Source organism: Pedobacter sp. UYP24, from assembly GCF_054057295.1.
In genome coordinates, this window is record NZ_JBSRZD010000004.1 from 110,023 (window position 1) to 133,477 (window position 23,455).

Below are 23,455 nucleotides of genomic sequence, written 5' to 3' on the forward strand. Positions count from 1 at the left end.
AATTAGCATTTACAATGCGCTCACCATCGTTACTTTTATCATTTAAGTAACGATAATTGCTTAAACATTTACTATGAAACACATCTTCCTCTGTTTATTGATCTTTTCTGCAAGCACTGCATTTGCACAGGATCAGGAAATTATTAAACGTGATTTTCAAACAATCATTAAATATACTTCACAGATGAAGATTGACGAGGTCCTCAACATGACCTATCCACAACTATTTAATGTAATGACAAAGGCTCAGATGAGTGCAATGGGAAATGGTATGCTATCAGGTATGGGTATAAAAATGATTTATGAACAGGTTCCCATAAATCTAAATATGACGCCGATTAAGACTTTATCAAAAAGCTCCATCTGCCTTAGTAAATATAGTCAAAGTATGGTTTTAGAAGCAGCGGATGCCAGCCTGCTCGGTATGTTAACACAAGCGAAGTTGAAGGACAACGTGATTGAGAAGCTTGGTAAAAACAAAGTAAGAATTAAGGGTAGCTCTTATTTACTCGCGATAAAAGATGGCTACACCAAAAATACCTGGAAATACTTGAGGTATGATGATGAAAACGCTGCAACAAACTCAAAGATTCTATCCAAAGAAATCCTCAAAACTGTTGAAGTGATGAAAACTTCTATAAAGTAGACTGGCTTAAATCAATCAGTCCATTGCTTTAATTTCAGGATGCTCCGGAATATTATAGATTGGTTTATACGGATAGATTTAGGAAAGCTGACTCCTACTTGCGGAAGTGGGCGACCCCATGGCAATGCATTTTGAGTAAGCTCGCTTCAAAAACAGCGAACAGACCTACTGGCCTGCTCCTGCTATAGAAATATCCGTGCTCATGCTCTCATGTGTTTTTTGTGTGTATTAATTTATTAACCCTGTATCAAAATACAGAGGCTGTCTTCCACAGCTTCCAGGGAGTGGTTAACATTAACAGGAATCTCCAGATCATCGTGTTTATTAAGCCTAATCTCGATATCAAAGCTTCGGTAAATAACGCATCCTTCTGTAACTAGCAGGACAGTTGGCATAAACGCTTTATGTTCTTTCAAATTTACCCCGGCTTTAAGCCCTATGGCAATAGTTTTAAAGCTATTACTGTGTTTAATTATTTTCACTGCCGGTTTTGTTGCGGTTGCGATCTCCGCAATTATGTTTTTAAAAATCATATTTCAAAATATAAATTAGTTTGGCTATCATTTATTGTATTCGTGGCTGATAACGGCACCACTTTAGGCAATATCCAAAACTCATCGGGGTAATTTTCTTTAAAGGGGTTAAGGTGTATCTTAAACAAAATATCACGGATGCCGTTTAAAGTATGCTCAGCTAACGCGGTTTCTAAAAACGGGAATAGTTCACGCTCCTCGAACCGGATATGACTTATCAATATTTCGCAGAATTGTAAATATTCTTCTTTTTTGGGGAGATCACCATTTTTTATACGCTCAAACCATTCAGCAAGCATCAAATGTTCCAAGATAGCACGTTTGGTATTCTCACTTTCAATCTGATTAAAAAGTAATACCTCCTCTTCCTGGAAATGATCCAGCAAATGGTTGTTCCAATAATAAATGATATAGTTATTGATTCTTTGAAAGGACGCTCCTTTTTTAAGGCCTTCTTTAATTTTCCAGCAAAAAAGTAGGCCAGAATGATGATCACGAGATAGAGCTACCACATAATCGCTTCTTTTTATCGGCTTTGATTTCATATCAATTTTGGATTTTTTTCAGAGTTGATGTAGTTTATTTCAGCTTCATTTGTAAGTATAATACAGCCTCTTAGGTCTTCGATGACTTTCAGCATATGTTGTTCATTCGCCGGAATACCGGCAACGAAATCTGTGCTAATTCCGAGTATAGATCTCGATAGATCATCAAAGCAGTCCTTTTTTCTATCACCAAGTAAGCATCTGAAGTTGCAATATGCCACGGCGTACAGGCCCCTCCTATATATCCAATATTGATGACCTGCGCCTCCCCCGAATTTAAAAATTGTGTTGCTTTATTCATAATAGTTCTCCTTTTCTTTAAAAACCCAAATTGTACTCAAATGCTTATGATGGAACATTCTCGTTTTCTATTCCAATTATCGAGTTTCTTAGGATAATCTCAATTCTAATTGGCTTTCTGTAACCAAAGATAAGGGTTGCTTTAACAATTAAAGATATTAAGGTCTTTTATTATTTTTTCTGACATTCTATTGACTAACTAATTTTTTTTAAAGTTATTACCGTTCGGAAATCGTTGTGGAAAAATCCAGCATTTAAGTGTATATGTTTCAATATAAAATGATTTCACTTGATTACTATTTATGAAAAAAAGATCTCCGAATTTGAATCGCCATCTATAATGCATTTCTGATAAAATAAACCTATATGAAAACCAATACTTGGCTCGACAAGGCAGTTAGCGAAAATTGAAAAATTATGTTTAAATTGAGCCATAGTATGGCGATAAAACAAAAAAATCAACCATTAAATATATGAACGATACAATTCAACTTATCCCCGGTAATACGCTAATTACCCCAACGCCTGAAGAGGGAAGAATGCTAGCTGTAAAAATGTCACGGCTGATTATTAAAATAACTCAACCTGATGCGGAAATGAGGGAAAAGCTAAGGCCTATATATGCTTCCGATGCAGCGATGCTTATTGCTATTGGACAAACAGTTGCAACTGAATTTGCAACCATAGCTGCAGCTAACAATTACTGGCGTCCATTGTAGTAAATAATATAGAAACCCGGCTAGGCAGGGTTTTTAGCTACGCTTAATTATTACTACGTATTAAGGAAAATATCTATTAAAAGTTACCCACTAAATTTCCCACACTATTTTCGTTCTTGAACTTGCAATTTTTGGTGGACGTGCCTAAAGATGGCTTATCATCATAGGAATATCCCGTAAGTTATCGGAAGTTAGCATGTCTTGTTTCTATTCATTCTGATGCACTGAAAAGTGTGTTATTGAAAAATTTGATTATGGTTTGAAAGAACATGTAGCTTATTAATACTCCGAGTGTTATTAGTAAAATTGCGGAGATTGTGATTGAAAATATACGATGATCATTTATAGCACATACGAGTGAGCAATTGGTTAGTGCGGCCATCGGGAAAGATACTGACCACCAGGTATGGATGAATTTGTACTGATGGTTAAATATTTTTATAAAAAAAATACTAAATAAAAACGATGCAAAATAATACAACAGTGTAGAGAAAAGATCAACGTGGGCAGAAATATTGATATAAGCTAAAAAACCAACGGCAAAAGGACTCATTAAGATCATTAATGAAGGTTTTAATGCTAAACTGAGGGCTTGCCCATAAATGATCTCTGAAAATATCAAGGTAAAAAAAACGATGGCGAGAATCCCGCCGACCGCCAATGAGAGTAAACTAACATCATGCGCCCAAAACCATGGAATCTTTCCCGATGTTACTGCCACATTTAATACACCTACTACCGGCAGGATTAAAATCGGTGTAATTTCCCGTCGTTGCTTCCCACCACCCAAAAGTCTGTAAAAACTTATATAGGCTAAAACAAAAATTAACAGGGTGCCTAAGCACCAAAGTATTTGATACCCTATTACAGAAAATTGATGTACAATTGTAGAAACCAAAAGTATAGATATTGGTATAGTTCCATAAAAACTACTGTTCAGGGGGTGGTTAAAATCATCCAACACCATAACGGGAAACAACATAAACTTTAATAAAAATACTAAAAGCAATAAAAATAGAAGTCCACAAGCCATTAACCCGCTGATGCTTCCAAAATAATAATTTAAACGGAAAAGGTGCTCAGCCAGACGAAATGCATTACTGAGACCTGAAATACCCATTATAATTCCAAAAATACTTACAGGTATCTTTTGTAGCAATGTTACCTTAGCATCGTCAGATTGTAGAGCATTTGCCATTTAAATTAGTTGAGGTTTAAGGTTTGCGGCCCAAATTCTTCAAAGTAAATAAGATTCTTATTTATCCCTTTTTTAATAAGTTGTTGGTAATGGGTTTCGATAAACACGGCCGGTCCGCAGATGTAATATTCACTTCCGGGAATAAAAATCTCTTCGCCTAAAGAATTTAGATCTACCCAACCTCCATAAGCATCACACGTGGTTTCTTCACATTTTAAGTTGTCATAAAAAATGTGTTTATTAAAATCATCATTCAGTCCGGTCCAATTTTCAATAATGTCTTTAAATGCATGTACACTTTTATCTCGGCAACCATGTATCCACGTTTTAGGCCTTTTAACACCACTTTTAATTAAGCTTTCCATCATGCTCATTAAAGGTGTCTGTCCAACACCCCCACTTATAAAGAATACCGGATTGTGATTATCGGCATTAAATACAAAACTTCCAGCCGGTGCAGATACTTCTAAGACATCACCTTCATTAACAAAATCATGAAGCCTGTTACTGATCATCCCGTCTGGTAAAAGATTTATACCTGTTTCTTTCTTAACTGATATACGATAATATTCACCGTTAGGGGCACTTGAAATACTATATTGCCTTGGTTGAAGCAAGTTGATTTCGGGCAAAAATAAACGCACACTAATATATTGCCCTGGGGTAAAATCTGCGATGGTACCGCCATGGGAAGGATATAAATAAAACGATGTAATTTCCGAAGATTCATCAATTTTTCGCTTAACAATAAAAGGTCTCCAGCCTGTCCATCCACCTTTTTTATTTATCAGCTTTCCATAAAGCTTCTTTTCATGCCCGGCCATTATATCAGCCAACTGATTGTATGCAACGGCCCAAGCTTCCAGCAACTCCGGAGTTGCGGCACTTCCTAGCACTTCGCTGATCGAAGCAATTAAGTGTTCTCCTACTATGATATAATGCTCCGGCCTAATATCTAAGCTGATATGTTTCTGTCCAATGCCGTCTATTACAGGCAACAATACGCCCGGATTTTCAATATGTTCAGCATAGGCAAGCACAGCCATGGCTAGCGCTGTTTGCTGTTTACTATTTTGCTGATTCCCCATATTAAATACATTTTTAAGCTCCGGATTGCCTTCGAACATTCTGCGGTAAAAGTGTGTCGTCAACAATACACCATGTTCTTTAAGAATTGGAACGGTCGCTTTCACTAATTCAATTTGATCTTTAGTCATCGTAATTGTAATAAATTGTTATATGTTATCAATAAGCTTCTAAAAGCTCTTTGGCAAAACTAAAATTAAAGCCTCATAATAAAGGATGTTTTGATCCTTTATTATTTATATGACTATTTTTTGACTTATTTAGATTCTTATAAAATCTCTCCAATCTAATTTACATTATTGCTATTGTAAGATTATATTACTTTAAGTGACTTTATTATTTATTAATGATATTTTTTATAAAAAAACAGACCTCATAACAAGTAATTTATTGAAATGAAAATTTAGTTCAATGAATGAATTTAAATAATAATAAAAGAGTTTTATATCCTTTGTAAAAATATTCCTTATATTTGTTCAATGGGAATTTTTTCAAAAACTTGTGAATATGGGATGCGTGCCGTATTTTTTATTGCTCATAAAACTGAATCAGGTGGAAAAGTGGGTCTAAAGGATATTGCAAATGGAATTAGTTCTCCGGAACACTTTCTTGCTAAAATTCTTCAAGATTTGTGTAGAAAAGGTATCGTTCAATCTGCAAAGGGCCCGAATGGAGGCTTTTATATTGATTCTGATAGCCGTAAACTGCGTTTGTCCGAGGTGGTAGAAGCCGTTGATGGCAACAGTTTATTTACTGGTTGCGGACTAGGTTTAAAATATTGCTCCGAAGTAAATCCTTGTCCTTTACATAATCAATTTAAAGCAATCCGGAATCAACTTCATCAAATGCTGTTAAATACTTCCATTGAAGAATTTAATGACGACCTTAATTTGGGAATAACAGCTTTAAAAAAGTAATTATACCTATATGAAAAAAGCATAATTAGATGTGATATATTTTATGAAAAAAAAAGTGTTTAAACTAGTAATGGTATCGGTGATATTGATATTCGGGCCTATTCACCCAATTTCCGCTCAACCATTTTCTCAATCTGCAATTAACGGTGTATCGTCGTCTGCATTATCGCTTATGTTGTGTTTTTTTGTATTATTACTTTTGGTCGTTACACTGTATCTTCATAACCAAACCAATAAAATTTCAGAGTATACAAGCAAAAAAGCATCATTTGATGAGAATCGGTTTCAAGAATATGTAAGCAAACTAAGCAGCAAGCAAATTGATGGCTATTTTAAGTTTCAAATAAGTAACCGTAAAAATCAAACCCGAGGCATTAAATCAGGAAGCATCAAAGCGTCGATCTTTATTCTGTTGCTAGGTTACGGCGGTAATGTAACAGCTCAAACAGTAAAACCGACCGGATCATTATTTGCTGGAGGAGGTATTATTATAACCCTTATTTTAATAATAATCCCGATAATTGCCGGCATTATTTTTATGATCGTCAAGATTAGGAGCGTTATAAGAACCTATCAAGACAAACAAAATCTCAATGAGGGTAAAAAACTAGCCGATTATTTAAGAAATGTTGATCCTGACGAATTAGAGCGGCAATTATTAAAACGAAAGCAGGCGTTAGACTTCGCTTTAACGAACAGTGAATTATCTGGAAGTAATATAGCGGATGATGACAGGGGATTAGTAAGTAGTGTGAATAGTACTATTGAACTCCCCATTGTTTCATCGAAAAAAAGAGCGGTAAAACGTCCGCAAATAGACCCGGCATTATCAAAATTAATAATCTGGTTTATCGGAACTGCCACATTTTGGCTACTATTTGGAACAACTGTAGGCGAATATTTAGGAATAAAATTTGTATCGCCAGATGTTGATCAAGTTAGCTGGTTAAGCTTTGGCCGTTTACGACCAGTACATACCAATGCGGTATTTTGGGGGTGGGCCTCATTGGCCATGCTTGGTTTGGGTTATTATATAGTTCCCCGTGTTGGAAATGCACCTCTCGCAAGCGTAAAAGCTGGCTGGTGGACGCTTTATTTGATTAATACAGCAATTGTCACCGGCAGTTTACTGCTTATGGCGGGCATTAATAACGGAGGCGGAGAATATCGGGAATATATCTGGCCGGTTCAGCTTCTTTTTGGAATAGCCTTGGTGATAACCCTTATAAATTTTTTGCAAACCATTGCCAAACGAAAAACGAAGGAAATTTATATTTCCAATTGGTATATCGTTGCTTCGGTGATGTTTGCTATTGTTATCTCCATTGTAGCATATGTACCAGCCTGGCAAAATGGATTAGGGGAAACCATAATTCAGGGGTACTATATGCATCAGGGAGTTGGCATGTGGTTTATGCTGTTTACATTGGGAATCGTGTATTATTTTCTTCCGCAACAGCTAAACAAACCTATTTATTCCTATAGTTTAGGAATCTTAGCCTTTTGGGCACAGATTCTTTTTTACACTGTTATCGGAACACATCATTTTGTTTTCAGTTCCATTCCTTGGTGGCTTCAAACCACAGCCATTATAGGCAGTGTTGGAATGATAATACCAGTTGCAGCTGGCACGGCTAATTTCATATTAACATTTAACGGTGCCTGGTACAAAATTCCGTCTAGCTACACTCTTCCCTTCTTTCTGGTGGGCATTATTTTCTATTTTACCGGTTCTCTCCAAGGCACCGCTGAGGCATTCCGTTCAACAAATCTGATGTGGCATTTTACCGATTTTACCGTAGCACACTCGCATATAACCATGTATGGTATTATCTGTTTCTTTTTATGGGCGGCTATTTATGCCTTACTTCCACGGTTAACGGGTAGAGAAGCTCCTCAAATAACTATCGGAACACACTTTTGGTTAGCACTAATTGGATTGATGTTTTACACAATCCCGTTAATGTATGGGAGCACCTTAAAAGGTTTAATGTGGATTGATGGAAAGCCTTTTATCGATAGCGTTGTTTTTATGGCCCCTTTCTGGTTATGGCGAGCAATTGGCGGTAGCCTTATGTGGCTATCTCATTTATTTTTCGCCTATAATATTTACAAAATGATACCGGTCACTACCACCATTGATGTGCAAGAAGTGGCAATTGAAAAGCTAAATGAATCTTATTCTGCTACAGAGCCTAATTTATAGAACGTAAAGCATATGGAATTTTTTAATAATCATACAAAATTATTTACAACGGCACTTCTCTTATTTTTGGTACTAACCCTATTTGTTTGTATTATGCCAGCTTTAAATAACCAGCTTATTAATGAGCCGTTGCCCAATGCCATCGCTCTAAGCGATGAAGCTGTGATGGGAAAAGCAGTATTTATTTCAAACGGTTGTGTTGCATGCCATACACAGCAGGTTCGTAATATTGATATGGATAAAATTTGGGGGGAACGGCCCAGCGTTGCAGCCGATTACGCAGATAATCACCGTCCGGATTTTTGGCGAAATACCGGTACGCTCATGGGGACCGAGCGTACCGGGCCAGATTTAGCAAACATTGGTCAGCGGCAACCAAGTATTGACTGGCACTTGGCCCATCTTTTTAATCCACGGATGGTGGTTAAAGAATCCATAATGCCACGATATTCGTGGCTATTTACCATAAAAGATAAGCTGGAAAAAGGTGATGTTGAAGTTAACATTCCTGTAGAATACCTGGATGGCCAGAAAGGTAGAGTAGTTGCCACCGCCGATGTACTTAACCTGGTAGCTTACCTAAAAGAATTAAAACAGCCAGAGCTACCCAAAGGCACACCGGAACCTGATTTTCTATACAAGAAAAAAGCTGGTTTAAATGAAGGTGGGAAGGCGGATGCAGAACCTGAATTAAATGGAGCTCTGTTATACGCAAATAATTGCCAAAGTTGTCACCAAACAAATGGCGAAGGGCTAAAAGGAGCATTCCCTCCGTTAAAAGGAAGTAAAATTGTTTTAGATGATAATCCACAATTGATGATAGATATTATTTTGCATGGTTACAATCCCCGAGAAGAATTCGGCGAAATGCCGGCGGTGGCAACAAACAACCATCTTAAACCCCAAGAAATAGCCGCTATTATGAATCATGAAAAAACCAGTTGGGGAAATAATGCAAAGAAAGTTACTACTAAAGAAGTGGAAAAAATTATTGATTTGTTAAAGGCTCAAAAGACAGCCAAATAACCTTATTGAAATATGAAAAGAGTTATTATGTTTCTGATATTTTCTACGGCAGGTGGCTGGCTTTATGCTTGCGAAGTGTGCCAAAAACAGCAGCCTAAAATATTGCAGGGTATTACCCATGGGGGCGGACCTGAAAGTCAATGGGATTATGTAATTGTATGGGCAGGATTACTTCTTGTGCTGCTCACCATCTTCTATTCTTTAAAATTTATTATCCGCCCAAGCGAGAAATCAACAGCCCATATTAAACAAACCATACTAAATAGTTAAGGTTATGGAAGAAAATAGCAAAATATATATATTCATTGATGAAGAGGCAAAACCTATAGCCGAACTCATGTCGCCAGTGAATTTTGAACTGGATACCTCTAAACTGATTGACGGCAAGCATACCCTTAAAATCGTGAGTAAGGATCCTACAGGTAAAGAAGGTATACGAGTTGTTCCTTTTGAAGTACGCAATGGCCCATCCATTGCTATAGAAGGCATAAAGGAAAATGCAGTTGTTGATGGCGTAATTCCTATTATGATAAATGCTTACGGAAAAGGCAATTCGAAAAATTTTATGATTGTGGGCAGTGAAACACCGCAAAGCATACCCTTTTGGATTTTTATTTTATTGATCTCTTTCATTGCTTGGTCAATCTTTTATAATATAGATTCTTCGTCTATTAATTTGTTTAAATAACCTTAGTTAGGGAAGAGAATTCAGTTTTAAATTATGAAACCAGACATTAAAAACTTCGACGATATCGTTCTTTTTGTAAATTCTTTTTACGTAAAAGTGCAGCATGATGATTTAATAGGCCCGATATTTAAGCATGTAATTTTAAATTGGCAGCCTCATTTAGAAAAAATGTATATGTTCTGGAATGCTGCTTTGTTTGGAGTTCCTGGATTCAAGGGCAACCCTTTTGCTCGGCATGCTCCGCTTCCAATCAATACAGAACACTTTAATCGCTGGTTAAAGCTATTTAAGGATACTGTTGACGAAACATTTGCTGGAGAGATGGCAGAGGAAGCGAAAAATCGAGCCGGATTAATGGCTGATATGTTTTTAAAACGCTTACATACTATGTCTAATGGGTCCAATAACGTAATTGTTTAGTGTTGAGTAGAAACACATTCGACAAATAGTAAAGGGTAGAAATATTTGGTGAGTGAAATATTGATTTTATGGAAGATACATATTCGAATGAGCGTAAAAAGAATATTAGCATTTGGGTTACTTACCTTGGAGAGGAACATCTCATCAAAACCTTTCCAAACGAATACCGCAGTTTGATGATGCTCATCGTAGATAATCTTCTTGTAGAAGATTTTGGGGATTGTTTAGGTATGGGAAAATGTGGAACATGCTTAATTAAAATAGATCATATTATTACTGAATTATCCTTTTATGAGCGAAATGAACAAACCACTATTAGTAAAACCAAAATTAAAGATGCAAACTGCCGCCTGTCTTGTCAGATAATTATTAATGAGAGGCTAAACGGTCTGAAAATTACTGTTCTATAATGAAGAAAAATCAAAAAGTGAAAAACTACTTGACAATCGTAATAGTCTCTTTCAGACTATCCCGCAATAAGAATAATAACACCCCCGCTATCTAAGTATTCCGGATAGCCCAAATGTCTAATTCCTTCTTTCGCTAATTCTGTTTGTGAAATCAATGCTGGTATTACGCCTTCAAATAATGCGATAATTGTTGCCGCTGTCCAGTAAATGATTTTGTCTTTCTTCATTCTTTTCTCATGTTTCTTTTAACAAAGATGAGGGAAAGTAGGTGGATCATAAAGGGGGTATAAGGACAACCTGCGGTACGATGAGGTAATTTATTAGGCTGAAAATTCAATAAAAAAGCAGTTCCTTCCCCTTCGGCACTTTCAATCCATATTTTTCCTTTAGCCGCTCGATCAGGTTGTGGCAAAGTATAGGCCAAGCCCTGTAGACCTTCGGAGCATACTTTAAATTCCCCAAAATTGCAATCCCCTACTTTCCCATAGGGGTTTTTCAGATAATCGGTATAGGTGATCAGGCCAACGGGATTGCTTTTTGCGTTCACAACAACCAGGTAATGGCCGGGCTGTAATCTTTCGGCAAGTAAGCCATATCCTCCTGATGGATACGGTAGGATAATCTATTTTTATGATATGGCTAATATTCATGCAGCTAATACTTAAAACAATATTGGCACAAGCTACGCTTATCCGAAAAAGAGGTACTGGTATACCCGAAACAGAAATAAGCACGCCCACCCCAAAGCATGAGCGCTGCGCTATTCCTCAGTTTTCATTGAAATTACCAGTTTCCTTTTTCGAGCGTTTGCGAAACGCAAAATTTTACAACACATCTCACCAGACGCTGGGAATGGAGATATTATTTTCGGAATAGCTAATGAATTTATGACAACTTAAGCAGCTGATTTGACAGTGCTTATGTATAGTGCTTCTGTGTAAGCTTTTACCTTAAATCATCTACAAAATAGACCCAAAAGGACGAGCTGCAGCGCATGGCCTCGCTTAGATTTATCTACAAAATATGTATCAGCCCGAAAGAAAAACATGTTGCAATGGGATAAAAAAAAAGATTACCAACGAAATTAATTAGACATTTACATAAAAAGAACATGACGAAAATTGACCCGATAATAGCCGTAAAAAATGTGGAAGTCAGTTCTAAATGGTATCGATCAATATTTGGATGTAGAAGCAAGCACGGGGGAAGGGAGTTTGATGTACTGATATCTGAAAATGCTGAAATTCTGATCTGTCTTCATAAATGGGGCGAACATGGGCATCCTACAATGGCAGATCCGGGTATCACTCCCAGTAATGGGATGATCCTTTACTTTAGGACTGAAAACATGAATGCTATCCGTCAGAATGTCGAAAAAACAGGGGGTATTATTGAACAGGACATTCACTTAAATCCAAACTCAACAAAAATGGAATTTTCAATTAGAGACCCGGACGGGTACTATCTGACCATAACCGAATTCCATAGGTACGAGGGTTAAAATAAGCCCTATTTAATAGAATGGATGTGCAGGCGGTTACGGATTGCAAACTTTTGGTGAATTGCTAAAATTCCTACTGAATTTAGCCGGGCATTACAACGAGCCTATAATTTGGTTTCGTTCAGCATAGGGCTTGCGCTAGCATTAACCTGATACGTAACGATCTTATCATCCTGATCAACCTCGACTATCCTATAGCCTTTATAAGACGTTCCCCAGTTTCCTCCGATATGTGCGTCAAAGAAATGAGGTAGCTTACCTGTATAGAAAACTGAGTCAAGGCTATGGTCGTGACCATGAAAAACGGCCTTTACATTTGGATAGCTGTGTAATAAACTGACTGTATGCGGACAATCTACAAAAGGGCTTTCAGGTACCCAAAAATGTGGCGGTATATGCAAGACAACAAAAACGGTTTTAAGTGCAGTTAACTTATCCAACTCTCTTTTCAGAAAGGTTTTATCCGGACACAAGTATTTCCCTTTGGTATCTGAAGTGTTGGCCAACACAAATCCCACCTCGTGTTTTACAAATGAAAAGTTATCCTCATAGCCAAACACACGTTTCCAATGCACGGTATCAGCCAAATCATGGTTTCCGGGCAGCGCATAAAATGGCACTTTCAGCTTATCATAGTGCTCTTTTTTAACGACTTCAAGTAATTCTGGCCTATCGTGAACCAGATCGCCATTTACAATCACAAAATCCAGCGGATTTCGGTCGTGCGCTTCATTTAACCAGCTCACCATATTATTATGATCTTTCGTAAATTCGGTATCCGGCTGACCATAATGCCCATCAGATACAATTGCAAAGCGTAAACGGCTTTTCCGATTTTCATCTTTGAGATGAGCAGGTTCAGCAGCAAACAAGGAAATTGCGGGTAAGCTAGTCAGCACTGCACCTGCAATACTGCTTTTAATAAATGATCTTCTGTTGGACATAATAAAATAAAAATAATTAAAAAAGCTCCAACATCCGTCAGAGCTTTTATTATTAACTAAACCGAAATCTATAAATACTAACCAAATATTTATAGCGCGAAGATAAGGTCGCACTATTAAAATTAGGTTAATAGAAAATCAATATTATGCTGGTCAACTTTTTGGCAGTAATAAGTGCATTGAGTGATCATATCTTATTCCATTTTATCTAACTAAAGCATCAGATAGCCCCTCTAATACAGCTAACGCCTCCGCCAATTTTTCTGCCGGTGTTGCTATTTTATATATTTAGTTTAATCCTGAACCAAAATCCCTTCTTATAAACCCGTGCTATTATCATAATAATCTAAAGCGCTATAATTATAATAATCAAACGTACTAAAATTATAATAATCGAATGTGACCTGAACGGCAAGATTAAAAATCGAAAAACCACAACAGGGAAGCGTAGAGAAACATGATACGTATTGCCTTACTCTCCCCAGGCAGTAACCAGGATTTGTCTTTGGCCTCCCTTGTTGCGATGTTCGCATAAGTAGATGCCTTGCCAAGTGCCGAATGCTAGTCTGCCATTTCGAATAGGTATGGTAACTGAGGCGCCAAGCAGAGCCGCTTTAAGGTGTGCTGGCATATCGTCAGATCCTTCATAATCATGTTCGTAATCGGGGTCATTCTCTGGGGCGACCTTGTTAAAATAGGCTTCAAAATCGATGCGAACAGTCGGGTCTGCATTCTCATTTATGGTAAGCGACGCTGAAGTATGTTGTATGAAAACCTGACATATACCCACCTTAATTTCCCCGAGTTGCGGCAATGCCCTTTCCACTTCTTCGGTAATCAAATGGAAGCCCCTTCTGCGTTCTTTTAACAATATGCCTTGCTGATAGATCTTCATCTTGGAGTGAATTTAAGTTTATAAATGCCTGACTTTAGCTCGTAAATTTTGAAGTTCTCCTGGTTACCAAGGCTTTTTACCTGCGCGATAGTACCTTCCATTTTACCTGATTCTTCCATTGGAATTTGCAGTGTTGCACTTGTGTTCGGGGGCACTGTGATTTCGTATTGGAGTGAGCCATTTTCTCTTTTCCAATATGTTTTGATCAGTCCGGCGGGTGCTTGGGTTGTGGCCTTTGCCCAGTTCATCTGGTTCGCTTTTAGCATCGGTGGTCTGATGATAAAATGCTGCATCCCCGCTTTATTCGTATCTTTTTTTATACCGGCCACACCATCTATATACCATGCACCGGGATATAAATAAGAGCTATGCAATAAAGAATGACCCGGTAAATCCTTCTCCCACATTTCCCAAATGGTAGTTGCGTCATTTTCTTTCATGTAACCCCAACTTGGGTAGGTAGTTTGTGCCGTCATAGAGTAAATGAGGTCATCGCGACCAGCGTCTCTTAATACTTTAAATAGCATCGCTCCTCCCGTAATGCCTACATTAATATGTCCTTTTCTATTGACCAATATTTCTGTTTCCAGCCGCTTCATAATTACTGGTCTTAAATTAGCCGGCATCACATCGCCTAATAATGCTGCAGCAAGATTGCCCATAGATTTGTCTGAGTAGCTATGGTCATCTGAATTGTAAAACTTGACATGAACCGCAGTACTGGTTGCATCGGCTTGTTTTTCCCATTCCTGTGCTTCGCTGGTTTTACCCAAAACTCTCGCAATCTTGGCGGCAGTGCGGTAATTGAAAACCATATAGCAGTTGTTTAAAAATAAGGTTTGAGGTTTATTGTTATTCATGCCCTCCGCATTTGCTCCAGGCCATAACCAATCGCCCAGAAAGTCCCAGTCGCCTCCAAAGCGTACCAACATATCATCTTTCGATTGACTTTTCAAAAATTCAAGCCAGTCGCCAATCAACTCAAAATTTTTGCTTAATATTCTCTGGTCTCCCTCCTGTTGGTATATAAACCAAGGAAGTGATACGACAATACCTCCCCAAGCAGGACCACCTCCACCCATATAAGTTGGGGCCGTATGCGGAAGAATACCTTTGTGTAAAGGTCTGCCACTCATCATGCCTTTATGTGCCCAGGCCGTATCGTACATATTACCTACTACCGATTCTGATCCTTTCACGTCCCGCCAGTCTTCCATCCACTTGGTGTAAAAGGCACCCATTTTATAATTTTGCATTCCAGTTTCGCAGGTGGCATGTGCATCTCCCCCGTAACCCAGGCGTTCGCGCTGCGGACAATCCACAATATATCCGCCTATAGAAAGGTTTTGAAATGTCCACTTAATGGTGTTGTACATCCAGTTCTGCAGTGGGTCTGAGCACTCAAATGTGGTTGCTTCTTTATAATTTGTCCTAACCATCCAGCCTTTAATATCGGATAGCGCAGGCTTATTCTTTAAACCTTTTATAGTTATCCAGCGACCGGAGCTGTAATTGAAACGATTTTTAAATATGCCTTTGCCTGTTTTACCGATGATATATGCGCTATGGAGGTTAAACGTCATGTCATCCTGCTCGCGCTCAGAGTACTGGAAGTCAATCCTGTCGCCCGGATTTCCAGCAAGCACCACACTGGTCCAGCCAGCGAAATTTACCCCCATATCAACCCGGTAGCTGCCATCTCCCCTAGCTATTACTGAAATTGGATTGATCTCGTCGAATAATTTATTGGCCTCTACCTGCTGTGCAGACAATAATAGATTGGGCCGATAAACAATTGCTTTTTTCCAGTCGCTTTCATCGGTGGTTATTGCATTCCAATCCGGTTTTTCTTTATTGCTATCGTAAAGTTCTCCGCCCATCTTGGCGAAGTCCCATGTACCCAATAGCTTATTTGGACTTTCATGAGTAAGCCATGTCTCATCCGTTTTAATCAACTGGTTAGCTACTTTCGCTTGAGCGATAACGATCGGAGTATTTGGCCTGCTCTTATCAATATAGGGACCGAAGATGGACCATGAGGTACCCAGCCAAATTGCAATACTATTCTTACCCGGTTTTAAAAGTTTTGCTATAGGGTAAGTAATATATCGTGCCCGCTTGGCATGATCAGACACCCCGGGTGACAACACGTCTTCATTAACTTTTCTGCCGTTTACATACAATTCATGGTACCCAACTGAGGCAACAAAAATATTTGCACTGGCAGGCACTGATTTAAGTGTAAATGTTTTGCGCAGCCAGGGATCCCATATATTGCAATCGCCTTGCTTAGGATCAAAAATTTGGTCGGTACCGATCCATTTGGCTTGCCAGTTAGACTGACTAAATAAACCTGTGGTCCAGAAAGCCGATTCGCTCCATTTGGAGACAATTCCATTTTCATCCTTAACACGAACCCTCCAATGGTAGGATTTATCAGATTGTAAAGTTTTGCCATTATAGGCAATCAGTTGCATTTGGCTTGTATTTACCCAACCCGAATTCCAAATATCCCCATTACCAGCACCCAGATCTTTTAAACTGCTGCTTACGATGATCTGATAGGCAGTTTGTGCCTGCCCATATTTGGTTTCGTCGCTAGCCTTCATTGTCCAGCTAAACCTGGGTTTCAATTCATCCAACCCTACTGGGTTTTCCCGGTATTCGCAACGCAACAAGCCTGGTGTTAAGCTTGCTAATTGCCCAGTTGCTTTGGCTGTTGCAGTTGCAGTAGCTGTTGCAGTAGCTGTTGCGGTTGCTGAAAACAAAGAAAATGCAATGGTTAATAAACACATGAATTTGCTTACAGGGGAACTCAGTTTCATACTATTGGTTTAAGATTGGTTACAATAAAGCTATGTAATTGAAAAATAGAAACCACTAAATTATTGTATGAAAAGACAATGCCATTTATTCCTTTAGGCTTGGTAAGTGTATACGCGGGAATATCGGGAACAGTAAATATTATTAAATAATTAATTTCATTAAATTTATCCCATGAAATTTAAATTGATCATCGCTGTATTGCTAACGGTAGCTTTTCAAAGCTGCCAAAATGAGAATAAGAGTACTAAACAGGCAAATGTTGCCCCTGCACCAGCTGAAATACAGAACATTGAGTTTAAACTTCAGAGCACCTTTCCTCATGATACACTATCTTTTACAGAAGGTTTCTTTATACACAATGGCCAGTTTCTGGAAAGTACAGGATCCCCAAGTGATCGTCCCAAGGCTAAATCACAAATTGGCATATTAAATACAAAAACCGGTAAACTCGACGTAAAAGTTGAATTGGATAAATCCATTTACTTCGGAGAAGGTATAGTAATCTTAAAAAATAAATTGTACCAGTTAACTTACAAAAATCAGCAGGGCTTTATCTATGATGCCAAAACTTTTAAAAGATTAGGTGATTTTAAATACGCCAACCCGGAGGGATGGGGCTTGACAACCGATGGCACCAATATAATCATGAGTGATGGCAGCAGCAGTCTTACCTATCTTGATCCAGAAAACCTAAAGCCTACAAAAATACTTACCGTAAAAAAATATGGCGAACCGGTAACCATGATTAATGAACTTGAATTTATTGATGGATACATTTATGCCAATCTATGGCTTACAAATTATATAGTAAAGATTGATCCGGCAACGGGAAATATTGTAGGAAATATGGACCTAAGCCCTATTGTGAATGTAGAACGGACAGATAACCCAAGGGCGATGGAGATGAATGGGATTGCTTACGATGAGGCCACCAAGAAAACCTACTTTACGGGCAAGATGTGGTCTAAGGTTTACGAACTGAAATTTTAACACGGTTCTCTTTTAAAAGCAAACGGCTTAATGCCTTTTACCCCAGGATTTTTAATATTGAACAGATTACCCGATTGCGGGTATTGCTGTAATTGATCGGGGCTTAAATTTTCTGATGCTGTGGTAACAACCAACTGATCCAGATTCTCTCCAACAAAACAACAATTGGTAACGTGGAGCGCCGGAATGTTTATTGTTTTAAGGAGTATGCCCGTTTTGGGATTCCAGCGACTAATAGCAGCACCGCCGTACAAAGCTATCCAAAGCATTCCTTCTTCATCAATGGTTATACCATCGGGTAATCCCATCTCTTCAGGAATTGTAATCGCCACTTGTCCGTTTACAATTGTTCCTTCAGCTATATTGTAATCAAAACTTTTAACAATGCGGGTTAGTGTATCTGTAAAATACATTCTGGTATAATCTGCCGACCATACTAATCCGTTTGGAATAGTAAGGTCGCTCAGCATTTTAGTGACGCTTAAGTCCCCATCTATTCTATAAAGACTACCGCAACCATCTGCACAATGGATGTCCATAACCCCTACAAAAAGTCGCCCTTTGTTATCGCAATGACCATCATTACACCTGCGGTCGGCCAAATCTTCCTCTAGTGGCAAAAGCATGGTTGTAAGCTGGCTGTTAAGACTAAAACTCATGAGCCCTCCTTGTGTACCAAGAATCAATTCATTTTCTTTACCCTCAACAATCAAAGACACCCGCCTTCCCAAATCCCACTGAACAACCTTTTTGGTGCTTAAAGTTACCTCCTGAAGTAAGTTTGCTTCTATGTCTACCCAAAATATACTTTTTCTTCCGGCATGCCAAAACGGAGATTCGCCCAAGGTATTTTGAGCCCTTACAAGTGTAGTTAAAGTAGTTTCCATCTTAAAATGGAGAGAGGCTTACTGCGCTCCATCCGCCATCAACAACAAGTGTCTGTCCTGTTATCTGACTGGCTTGCGGAGATGTAAGGAACAATACCGCGTTAGCAACGTCCTCTACTGTTCCTGCCCTACCCATAGGGGTAATTCTGGACCATGTGCTTTTGTAATCCTCATCTTCCAAAGTACGTTCTGTAAGTGTAGCACCGGGCGCAACAGTATTAACGGTAATTCCATAAGATGAAAGCTCTATAACCAGGTTTTTGGCTAGCATTTGCAAACCAGCCTTAGTCATAGCGTATGCTGCCAGGTCCTTATGGGCTTGCTGACCGGTTACTGAAGACATGAACAAAATACTTCCTCCGGAAGATTGTTTAATCATTTGCCTTGCACCACGCTGCGCCAGAAAGAAGCTTCCCTGCAAGTTCACATTCATTACGCTTTGAAAAGCTTCAGGCTCGTAAGTAAGAAAATCTCCAAAAAGAGTTATACCGGCATTAGCTACAATAATATTGACTTTCCCAAAAGCAGATACCGCTTCATCTACAAGGTGCTGTACCAATTCTATGTTTCCTGCATCACCTGCTATTGGCCGTACTTTATCTGGGTATATCCTATTGATATTTAATGCAGCATCATAGACTAGCGCTGCATCACTATCGTTGATAACTACCTGCGCGCCATTTTTAGCAAGCTCAAGCGCAATCTGGTATCCTATACCTTTGCCTGCACCGGTTACAATGGCAACCTTACCCTGAAAATTAGTTTGTTCCATAAATTGTATCGTATCAATGTGAATCTTTAACTACATCACTTCCTGAACTTCCTTTTAAAAAATCGAAGTCAGCACCTAAATGTGCTTGCTCTACATGCATCTGATAAAGATGGGTATATCCCCTTGGCGTTATCTTATCCGGTGCCAACCATTTAGCCTTTCGCATTGCAATTTCTTCATCTGTTACTTCTAAGTTGATGGTTCCTGCCAGCACATCGAGCGTAATTACATCTCCATTTTGCACAATGGCAAGTGTGCCTCCAATTGCAGCCTCAGGCGATACATGCAAAATAACAGTACCGTAACCCGTTCCGCTCATTCTGCCGTCTGAGATGCGAACCATATCTCTCACCCCTTTGTCGAGTAATTTTTTAGGAATGGACATATTGCCAACTTCCGGCATGCCGGGATATCCACGCGGTCCAACATTCTTCAAAACCAATATATCTCCTTCTTCTACATCAAGGTTTGGATCATCAATTTTATCTTTATAATCCTCAATATTCTCAAATACCACAGCTTTTCCTGTATGCTTTAGCAAAGATGAAGTAGCAGCAGATGGTTTGATTACCGCTCCGTTTTCACAAATGTTTCCTTTGATAACAGTGATGCCCGCAACCTCATTAAATGGCTTCTCCAAGGAGCCAATCACATCTCTGTTATAACAATTGCTATCGCGATAATTATCGGCCATTGGCTTGCCTGTAACTGTAATGGTTTCATAATGCAAATGCCGTTCTAGTTCTTTCATTAAGGCAGGGAGTCCTCCTGCATAGTAGAAATCTTCCATAAAGTATTTACCAGAGGGTTTTAGGTTAGCCATAAGAGGAACACCCCGTTCAGATGTATTAAAATCGTCGATGTTTAGTTCTACGCCTATCCGTGCGGCAATCGCCAACAAATGGATGATAAAATTTGTAGAACCGCCTATGGCTGCATTTACTGTTATCGCATTATCAAAAGCTGCTCTGGTCAATATATCTGATGGTTTTAATCCTTCTTTAACCATATGTACAATTCGATTGCCAGACAAATGAGCCAGTGCTTTTCGTCGGGAATCCGCGGCTGGTATAGCTGCATTGTCAGCCAGTGACATCCCTAAGGCTTCTACCATACAAGCCATGGTAGAGGCCGTTCCCATCACCGCACAGTGTCCCCTGCTTCTCGCTAAGCACGATTCTGCCACATATAACTCTTCTTCGCTCATTAAACCAGAGCGATTATCTTCAAAGAAATTCCATATATCTGATGTACCGATGTCATTACCCCGGTACTTACCCGTTAACATTGGACCTCCAGAAACCACTATTGTAGGGATATTTACACTACAAGCGCCCATTAGCAATGCGGGAGTAGTTTTGTCGCAACCGCAAAGCAATACGACGCCGTCCAGCGGATTGGCACGAATGGATTCTTCCACATCCATGCTTACCAGGTTGCGGTAAAGCATAGCTGTAGGTTTCATCAAGGTTTCACCAAGGGACATTACAGGGAACTCAACCGGAAAACCACCTGCTTCATAGATGCCGTTCTTTACAGATTCTGCAAGCTCACGAAAATGTGCATTGCATGGGGTAAGTTCAGACCAGGTGTTGCATATTCCTATAACAGGCTTACCCTCCAATTGATGGGCAGGAATCCCCTGGTTTTTCATCCAGGCGCGATAGATGAAACCATCTTTTCCTTTTTTACCAAACCAGCCCTGACTTCTGAGTTGTTTTTTATCCATTTTAGATCGATACTTGGTTAAGTTGCCTAATGTAATAATATCATTTAAAACTTATAGCCAATAGCGATAGTCATAGTCAGCATTTTTGTTTCCAAATTACTTCCGTTAATAGACGACCTGCTAAATACCGGCCTCAAAGTATAAGCACCTCTAAAATCAGCATAAACATGAGATTTTTGATCCCCTGCCTGTACACCAAAAAGTATATTGTTGTTTATTAGCCGTACATCGTTGAGTTCTCCATTTTCATTTGATGCCTTGTATCCATCTCCATCAGTATTTTTAGCATATCTTAACTTTGTTTTGCTGTGAATAGACATAGCTGGAGCTAAGCCGGCATATGCGGCAAGCCAAGTCCGAGCTGTTGATGGGAAGAAATTATAGTTTATCGTAACAGGAACTTCCAGATAGTCCGTCACATAAACAAACCTGTTTCTCGCATTTCTCGAGCCGTTGTCATCCACAACAACCACGTAATCATTTCGTTCAGAATACATCATACCTCTTGTGCTATAAAGAATTTCTGCTCCTATAGAAAATCCTTTAGTAAGCAGGAACTCTGCAGTAAGTCCAGCCATACCGGAAGACCTCACATCCCTTGTGTAATACTCATAGCGGGTACCGTTGGCATCATCAAACGGAGGAATAGTACTGGTGAATAATGATACGTTTACGCCTGCCTTAACCCCTAATCGGATCGGCTTGTCCTGTGCCTTTGTACAAAGGCTTAGCAGCACGAATGCTGCCGTGATTAATTTTTTCATTTGAGTTTATATTTAGTTTCATTGTGTGTGTCATAAATATAATTAAAAAAGAAACTAATTTCTTTCAAACTGATGAATCTTTTATGTCTTGTTTTTGTTATAGTATTAAGAATGAAGTCAAAATCCACGTCTCAGAAATCGATATACAGTGCACTTATCGCCAATTTATTAATTGCAATTACCAAGTTTGTGGCTGGAACGCTAAGTGGCAGCGCTGCCATGATCTCTGAAGGGATACATTCTGTGGTTGATACGGTAAATCAATTGTTACTTTTATTTGGTATACACCAGAGCAAAAAACCGGCTGATGCTTTGAGGCCATTTGGCTATGGCAAGGAACTCTATTTCTGGTCTTTCATCGTTTCTATTTTGATATTTGGGCTGGGTGGTGGTTTATCGATCTATCAAGGTATAACACACATCATCCATCCTGAAGAATTAAGAGATCCTACCTGGAATTATGTAGTATTGGCTTTATCAGTAATTTTTGAAGGTTCTTCACTCTACATCGCCTGGAAGGAATTTAATAAAACAAGGGGGACAGACAGCTTGTGGAAAGCAATTATAAAAAGTAAAAATCCTGCAAATTTTTTAGTACTTTTTGAAGATGGAGGCGCTGTGTTAGGCTTGTGCATAGTAGCCATATGTTTATTTATTGGGCACTATTACACCCTCCCATATATGGACGGACTAGCCTCCTTACTTGTTGGGCTACTGCTGGTTGCAATTTCCATTATTCTAGCCAGGGAAAGCAGAAGCTTGCTAATGGGAGAAGGGATCGCCCCTGAAACCCAGCAGAAAATCATCGCACTTGCACAAAAGGACGATTCAGTAATCCAGGCAAGGCACATTTTATCTACTTACCAGTCGCCGGAAGAGGTTGTACTGATGCTCATTATTGCTTTTAGAGATGATCTGGACACAGAAGACATTAATGAGGCCATCATACGAATCAGGAAAAGTATTAAAAAGGCATTTCCCCTGGTTAGCTTTATAATTATTCAGCCCGAAGCGGTCAGACCTTAATGGAGAAAGCGGTTGTTCCACTTTCGGTGGCTTTTAAAGAGAAATCAAACCCATGGTTTAAAAGAATTTCCCTTACCAATGTAAGTCCAATACCCTGCCCATCTTTTTTTGTACTAAAGAAGGGGCTAAAAAGCTGCTCACTAAGCGCTGCCGAAATTCCTATTCCATTGTCTTCTATGATAAGCATCCTTTTTAACGGATCAAGTTTAAAAATAATAATGACATTGTTACTTATAGCTTCCATGGCATTCTTAACCACATTGATAAGCACCTGTTAGTTTGGAACCAACACTATATAGTTGACAAACAACGAAATAACTAAAAAATAGTTTTATTAGAACGTCCGATATCGAACATTTGGTTTGATATCGGACATCCAAAACTAACTAACTAAAAACTTCTAATTTGATTTGCACTCTTGCCTGTT

At 38.9% G+C, this 23,455-nt stretch carries 27 protein-coding genes; 13 read left to right on the forward strand and 14 right to left on the reverse strand.

The genetic code is table 11. The features are described from left to right. Nucleotides 1–73 precede the first annotated feature (73 nt). Nucleotides 74–646, forward strand: coding sequence for a hypothetical protein (locus ACVWYN_RS10120; protein ID WP_457288737.1), 573 nt, complete (start codon nt 74–76; stop codon nt 644–646). A gap of 236 nt (nt 647–882) precedes the next feature. On the opposite strand, the gene ACVWYN_RS10125 is transcribed toward ACVWYN_RS10120, so the two are convergent. Together ACVWYN_RS10125 and ACVWYN_RS10130 are read right to left on the reverse strand one after the other, a co-directional pair. Beyond that, nucleotides 883–1,179 (reverse strand): hypothetical protein, encoded by a 297-nt coding sequence (locus tag ACVWYN_RS10125; RefSeq protein ID WP_457288738.1) that lies wholly within the window; start codon nt 1,177–1,179, stop codon nt 883–885. After that, entirely contained in the window at nt 1,176–1,724 is a 549-nt protein-coding gene (locus ACVWYN_RS10130) for a hemerythrin domain-containing protein (RefSeq protein ID WP_457288739.1), read from the reverse strand. Before ACVWYN_RS10130 ends, ACVWYN_RS10125 begins: the two co-directional genes overlap by 4 nt. Before the next feature lie 773 nt (nt 1,725–2,497). On the opposite strand from ACVWYN_RS10130, the gene ACVWYN_RS10135 reads away from it, so the two are divergent. After that, nucleotides 2,498–2,743 carry a hexameric tyrosine-coordinated heme protein gene (locus tag ACVWYN_RS10135; RefSeq protein ID WP_457288740.1) on the forward strand — a complete coding sequence of 82 codons (246 nt, stop codon included), beginning with the start codon at nt 2,498–2,500 and terminating at the stop codon, nt 2,741–2,743. 211 nt (nt 2,744–2,954) lie between these two features. On the opposite strand, the gene ACVWYN_RS10140 is transcribed toward ACVWYN_RS10135, so the two are convergent. Then, complete coding sequence (locus ACVWYN_RS10140; protein ID WP_457288741.1) at nt 2,955–3,941, reverse strand: SLAC1 family transporter; 987 nt, start codon at nt 3,939–3,941, stop codon at nt 2,955–2,957. A 5-nt stretch (nt 3,942–3,946) separates the two neighbouring features. Beyond that, complete coding sequence (hmpA, locus tag ACVWYN_RS10145; protein ID WP_457288742.1) at nt 3,947–5,158, reverse strand: NO-inducible flavohemoprotein; 1,212 nt, start codon at nt 5,156–5,158, stop codon at nt 3,947–3,949. A gap of 348 nt (nt 5,159–5,506) precedes the next feature. Here hmpA and ACVWYN_RS10150 point away from each other — a divergent pair, with 348 nt between their 5' ends. From ACVWYN_RS10150 to ACVWYN_RS10180, 7 genes are all read left to right on the forward strand, one after another. Next, nucleotides 5,507–5,944, forward strand: a complete 438-nt coding sequence (locus ACVWYN_RS10150; protein ID WP_457288743.1) for an RrF2 family transcriptional regulator — start codon at nt 5,507–5,509, stop codon at nt 5,942–5,944. A 43-nt stretch (nt 5,945–5,987) separates the two neighbouring features. Further along, the gene (locus ACVWYN_RS10155) at nt 5,988–8,150 is read left to right on the forward strand and encodes a cbb3-type cytochrome c oxidase subunit I (RefSeq protein WP_457288744.1); all 2,163 of its coding nucleotides are present in this window, start codon (nt 5,988–5,990) and stop codon (nt 8,148–8,150) included. Nucleotides 8,151–8,162: 12 nt separating this feature from the next. Beyond that, nucleotides 8,163–9,176: a cbb3-type cytochrome c oxidase subunit II gene (locus ACVWYN_RS10160; protein WP_457288745.1), complete on the forward strand. Its 1,014-nt coding sequence runs from the start codon at nt 8,163–8,165 to the stop codon at nt 9,174–9,176. 12 nt (nt 9,177–9,188) lie between these two features. After that, on the forward strand, nt 9,189–9,446 hold the full coding sequence (locus ACVWYN_RS10165; protein WP_457288746.1) for a hypothetical protein: 258 nt from the start codon (nt 9,189–9,191) through the stop codon (nt 9,444–9,446). A 4-nt stretch (nt 9,447–9,450) separates the two neighbouring features. Then, the gene (locus ACVWYN_RS10170) at nt 9,451–9,864 is read left to right on the forward strand and encodes a cytochrome C (RefSeq protein ID WP_457288747.1); all 414 of its coding nucleotides are present in this window, start codon (nt 9,451–9,453) and stop codon (nt 9,862–9,864) included. A gap of 33 nt (nt 9,865–9,897) precedes the next feature. After that, nucleotides 9,898–10,284, forward strand: a complete 387-nt coding sequence (locus ACVWYN_RS10175) for a group III truncated hemoglobin (RefSeq protein ID WP_457288748.1) — start codon at nt 9,898–9,900, stop codon at nt 10,282–10,284. Between the two features lie 68 nt (nt 10,285–10,352). Then, the gene (locus ACVWYN_RS10180; RefSeq protein ID WP_457288749.1) at nt 10,353–10,694 is read left to right on the forward strand and encodes a 2Fe-2S iron-sulfur cluster-binding protein; all 342 of its coding nucleotides are present in this window, start codon (nt 10,353–10,355) and stop codon (nt 10,692–10,694) included. A gap of 56 nt (nt 10,695–10,750) precedes the next feature. On the opposite strand, the gene ACVWYN_RS10185 is transcribed toward ACVWYN_RS10180, so the two are convergent. Both ACVWYN_RS10185 and ACVWYN_RS10190 read right to left on the reverse strand, forming a co-directional pair. Next, a complete protein-coding gene (locus tag ACVWYN_RS10185) occupies nt 10,751–10,921 on the reverse strand; it encodes a hypothetical protein (RefSeq protein WP_457288750.1) in 171 nt (56 codons plus the stop codon). Further along, nucleotides 10,918–11,241, reverse strand: coding sequence for a hypothetical protein (locus ACVWYN_RS10190; protein ID WP_457288751.1), 324 nt, complete (start codon nt 11,239–11,241; stop codon nt 10,918–10,920). Before ACVWYN_RS10190 ends, ACVWYN_RS10185 begins: the two co-directional genes overlap by 4 nt. An 83-nt stretch (nt 11,242–11,324) precedes the next feature. On the opposite strand from ACVWYN_RS10190, the gene ACVWYN_RS10195 reads away from it, so the two are divergent. Together ACVWYN_RS10195 and ACVWYN_RS10200 are read left to right on the forward strand one after the other, a co-directional pair. Beyond that, a complete protein-coding gene (locus ACVWYN_RS10195) occupies nt 11,325–11,570 on the forward strand; it encodes a hypothetical protein (RefSeq protein WP_457288752.1) in 246 nt (81 codons plus the stop codon). 235 nt (nt 11,571–11,805) lie between these two features. Further along, the gene (locus ACVWYN_RS10200; protein ID WP_457288753.1) at nt 11,806–12,195 is read left to right on the forward strand and encodes a VOC family protein; all 390 of its coding nucleotides are present in this window, start codon (nt 11,806–11,808) and stop codon (nt 12,193–12,195) included. A 104-nt stretch (nt 12,196–12,299) separates the two neighbouring features. Here ACVWYN_RS10200 and ACVWYN_RS10205 read toward each other — a convergent pair whose 3' ends face one another. The 3 genes from ACVWYN_RS10205 to ACVWYN_RS10215 form a co-directional block, all read right to left on the reverse strand. Further along, nucleotides 12,300–13,139, reverse strand: coding sequence for a metallophosphoesterase family protein (locus tag ACVWYN_RS10205; RefSeq protein ID WP_457288754.1), 840 nt, complete (start codon nt 13,137–13,139; stop codon nt 12,300–12,302). A gap of 472 nt (nt 13,140–13,611) precedes the next feature. Further along, nucleotides 13,612–14,034 (reverse strand): secondary thiamine-phosphate synthase enzyme YjbQ, encoded by a 423-nt coding sequence (locus ACVWYN_RS10210; RefSeq protein ID WP_457288755.1) that lies wholly within the window; start codon nt 14,032–14,034, stop codon nt 13,612–13,614. After that, complete coding sequence (locus tag ACVWYN_RS10215) at nt 14,031–16,859, reverse strand: family 78 glycoside hydrolase catalytic domain (protein WP_457288756.1); 2,829 nt, start codon at nt 16,857–16,859, stop codon at nt 14,031–14,033. The genes ACVWYN_RS10210 and ACVWYN_RS10215 overlap by 4 nt, the downstream gene beginning before the upstream one ends. 172 nt (nt 16,860–17,031) lie before the next feature. Here ACVWYN_RS10215 and ACVWYN_RS10220 point away from each other — a divergent pair, with 172 nt between their 5' ends. Continuing rightward, a complete protein-coding gene (locus tag ACVWYN_RS10220) occupies nt 17,032–17,850 on the forward strand; it encodes a glutaminyl-peptide cyclotransferase (protein ID WP_457288757.1) in 819 nt (272 codons plus the stop codon). On the opposite strand, the gene ACVWYN_RS10225 is transcribed toward ACVWYN_RS10220, so the two are convergent. From ACVWYN_RS10225 to ACVWYN_RS10240, 4 genes are read right to left on the reverse strand one after another with little or no spacing between them, the layout of a single operon-like run. Then, on the reverse strand, nt 17,847–18,737 hold the full coding sequence (locus tag ACVWYN_RS10225) for an SMP-30/gluconolactonase/LRE family protein (RefSeq protein ID WP_457288758.1): 891 nt from the start codon (nt 18,735–18,737) through the stop codon (nt 17,847–17,849). The genes ACVWYN_RS10220 and ACVWYN_RS10225 overlap by 4 nt on opposite strands. A gap of 1 nt (nt 18,738) precedes the next feature. Continuing rightward, a complete protein-coding gene (locus ACVWYN_RS10230) occupies nt 18,739–19,509 on the reverse strand; it encodes an SDR family NAD(P)-dependent oxidoreductase (protein WP_457288759.1) in 771 nt (256 codons plus the stop codon). Between the two features lie 13 nt (nt 19,510–19,522). Further along, nucleotides 19,523–21,238, reverse strand: coding sequence for an IlvD/Edd family dehydratase (locus ACVWYN_RS10235; RefSeq protein ID WP_457288760.1), 1,716 nt, complete (start codon nt 21,236–21,238; stop codon nt 19,523–19,525). A gap of 44 nt (nt 21,239–21,282) precedes the next feature. Next, complete coding sequence (locus tag ACVWYN_RS10240; protein WP_457288761.1) at nt 21,283–22,002, reverse strand: porin family protein; 720 nt, start codon at nt 22,000–22,002, stop codon at nt 21,283–21,285. Between the two features lie 111 nt (nt 22,003–22,113). On the opposite strand from ACVWYN_RS10240, the gene ACVWYN_RS10245 reads away from it, so the two are divergent. Beyond that, entirely contained in the window at nt 22,114–23,028 is a 915-nt protein-coding gene (locus tag ACVWYN_RS10245; RefSeq protein ID WP_457288762.1) for a cation diffusion facilitator family transporter, read from the forward strand. Here the strand turns inward: ACVWYN_RS10245 and ACVWYN_RS10250 are convergent. Further along, a complete protein-coding gene (locus tag ACVWYN_RS10250; RefSeq protein WP_457288763.1) occupies nt 23,018–23,299 on the reverse strand; it encodes an ATP-binding protein in 282 nt (93 codons plus the stop codon). The two genes, ACVWYN_RS10245 and ACVWYN_RS10250, sit on opposite strands and share 11 nt — an antisense overlap. Nucleotides 23,300–23,455: the final 156 nt, after the last annotated feature.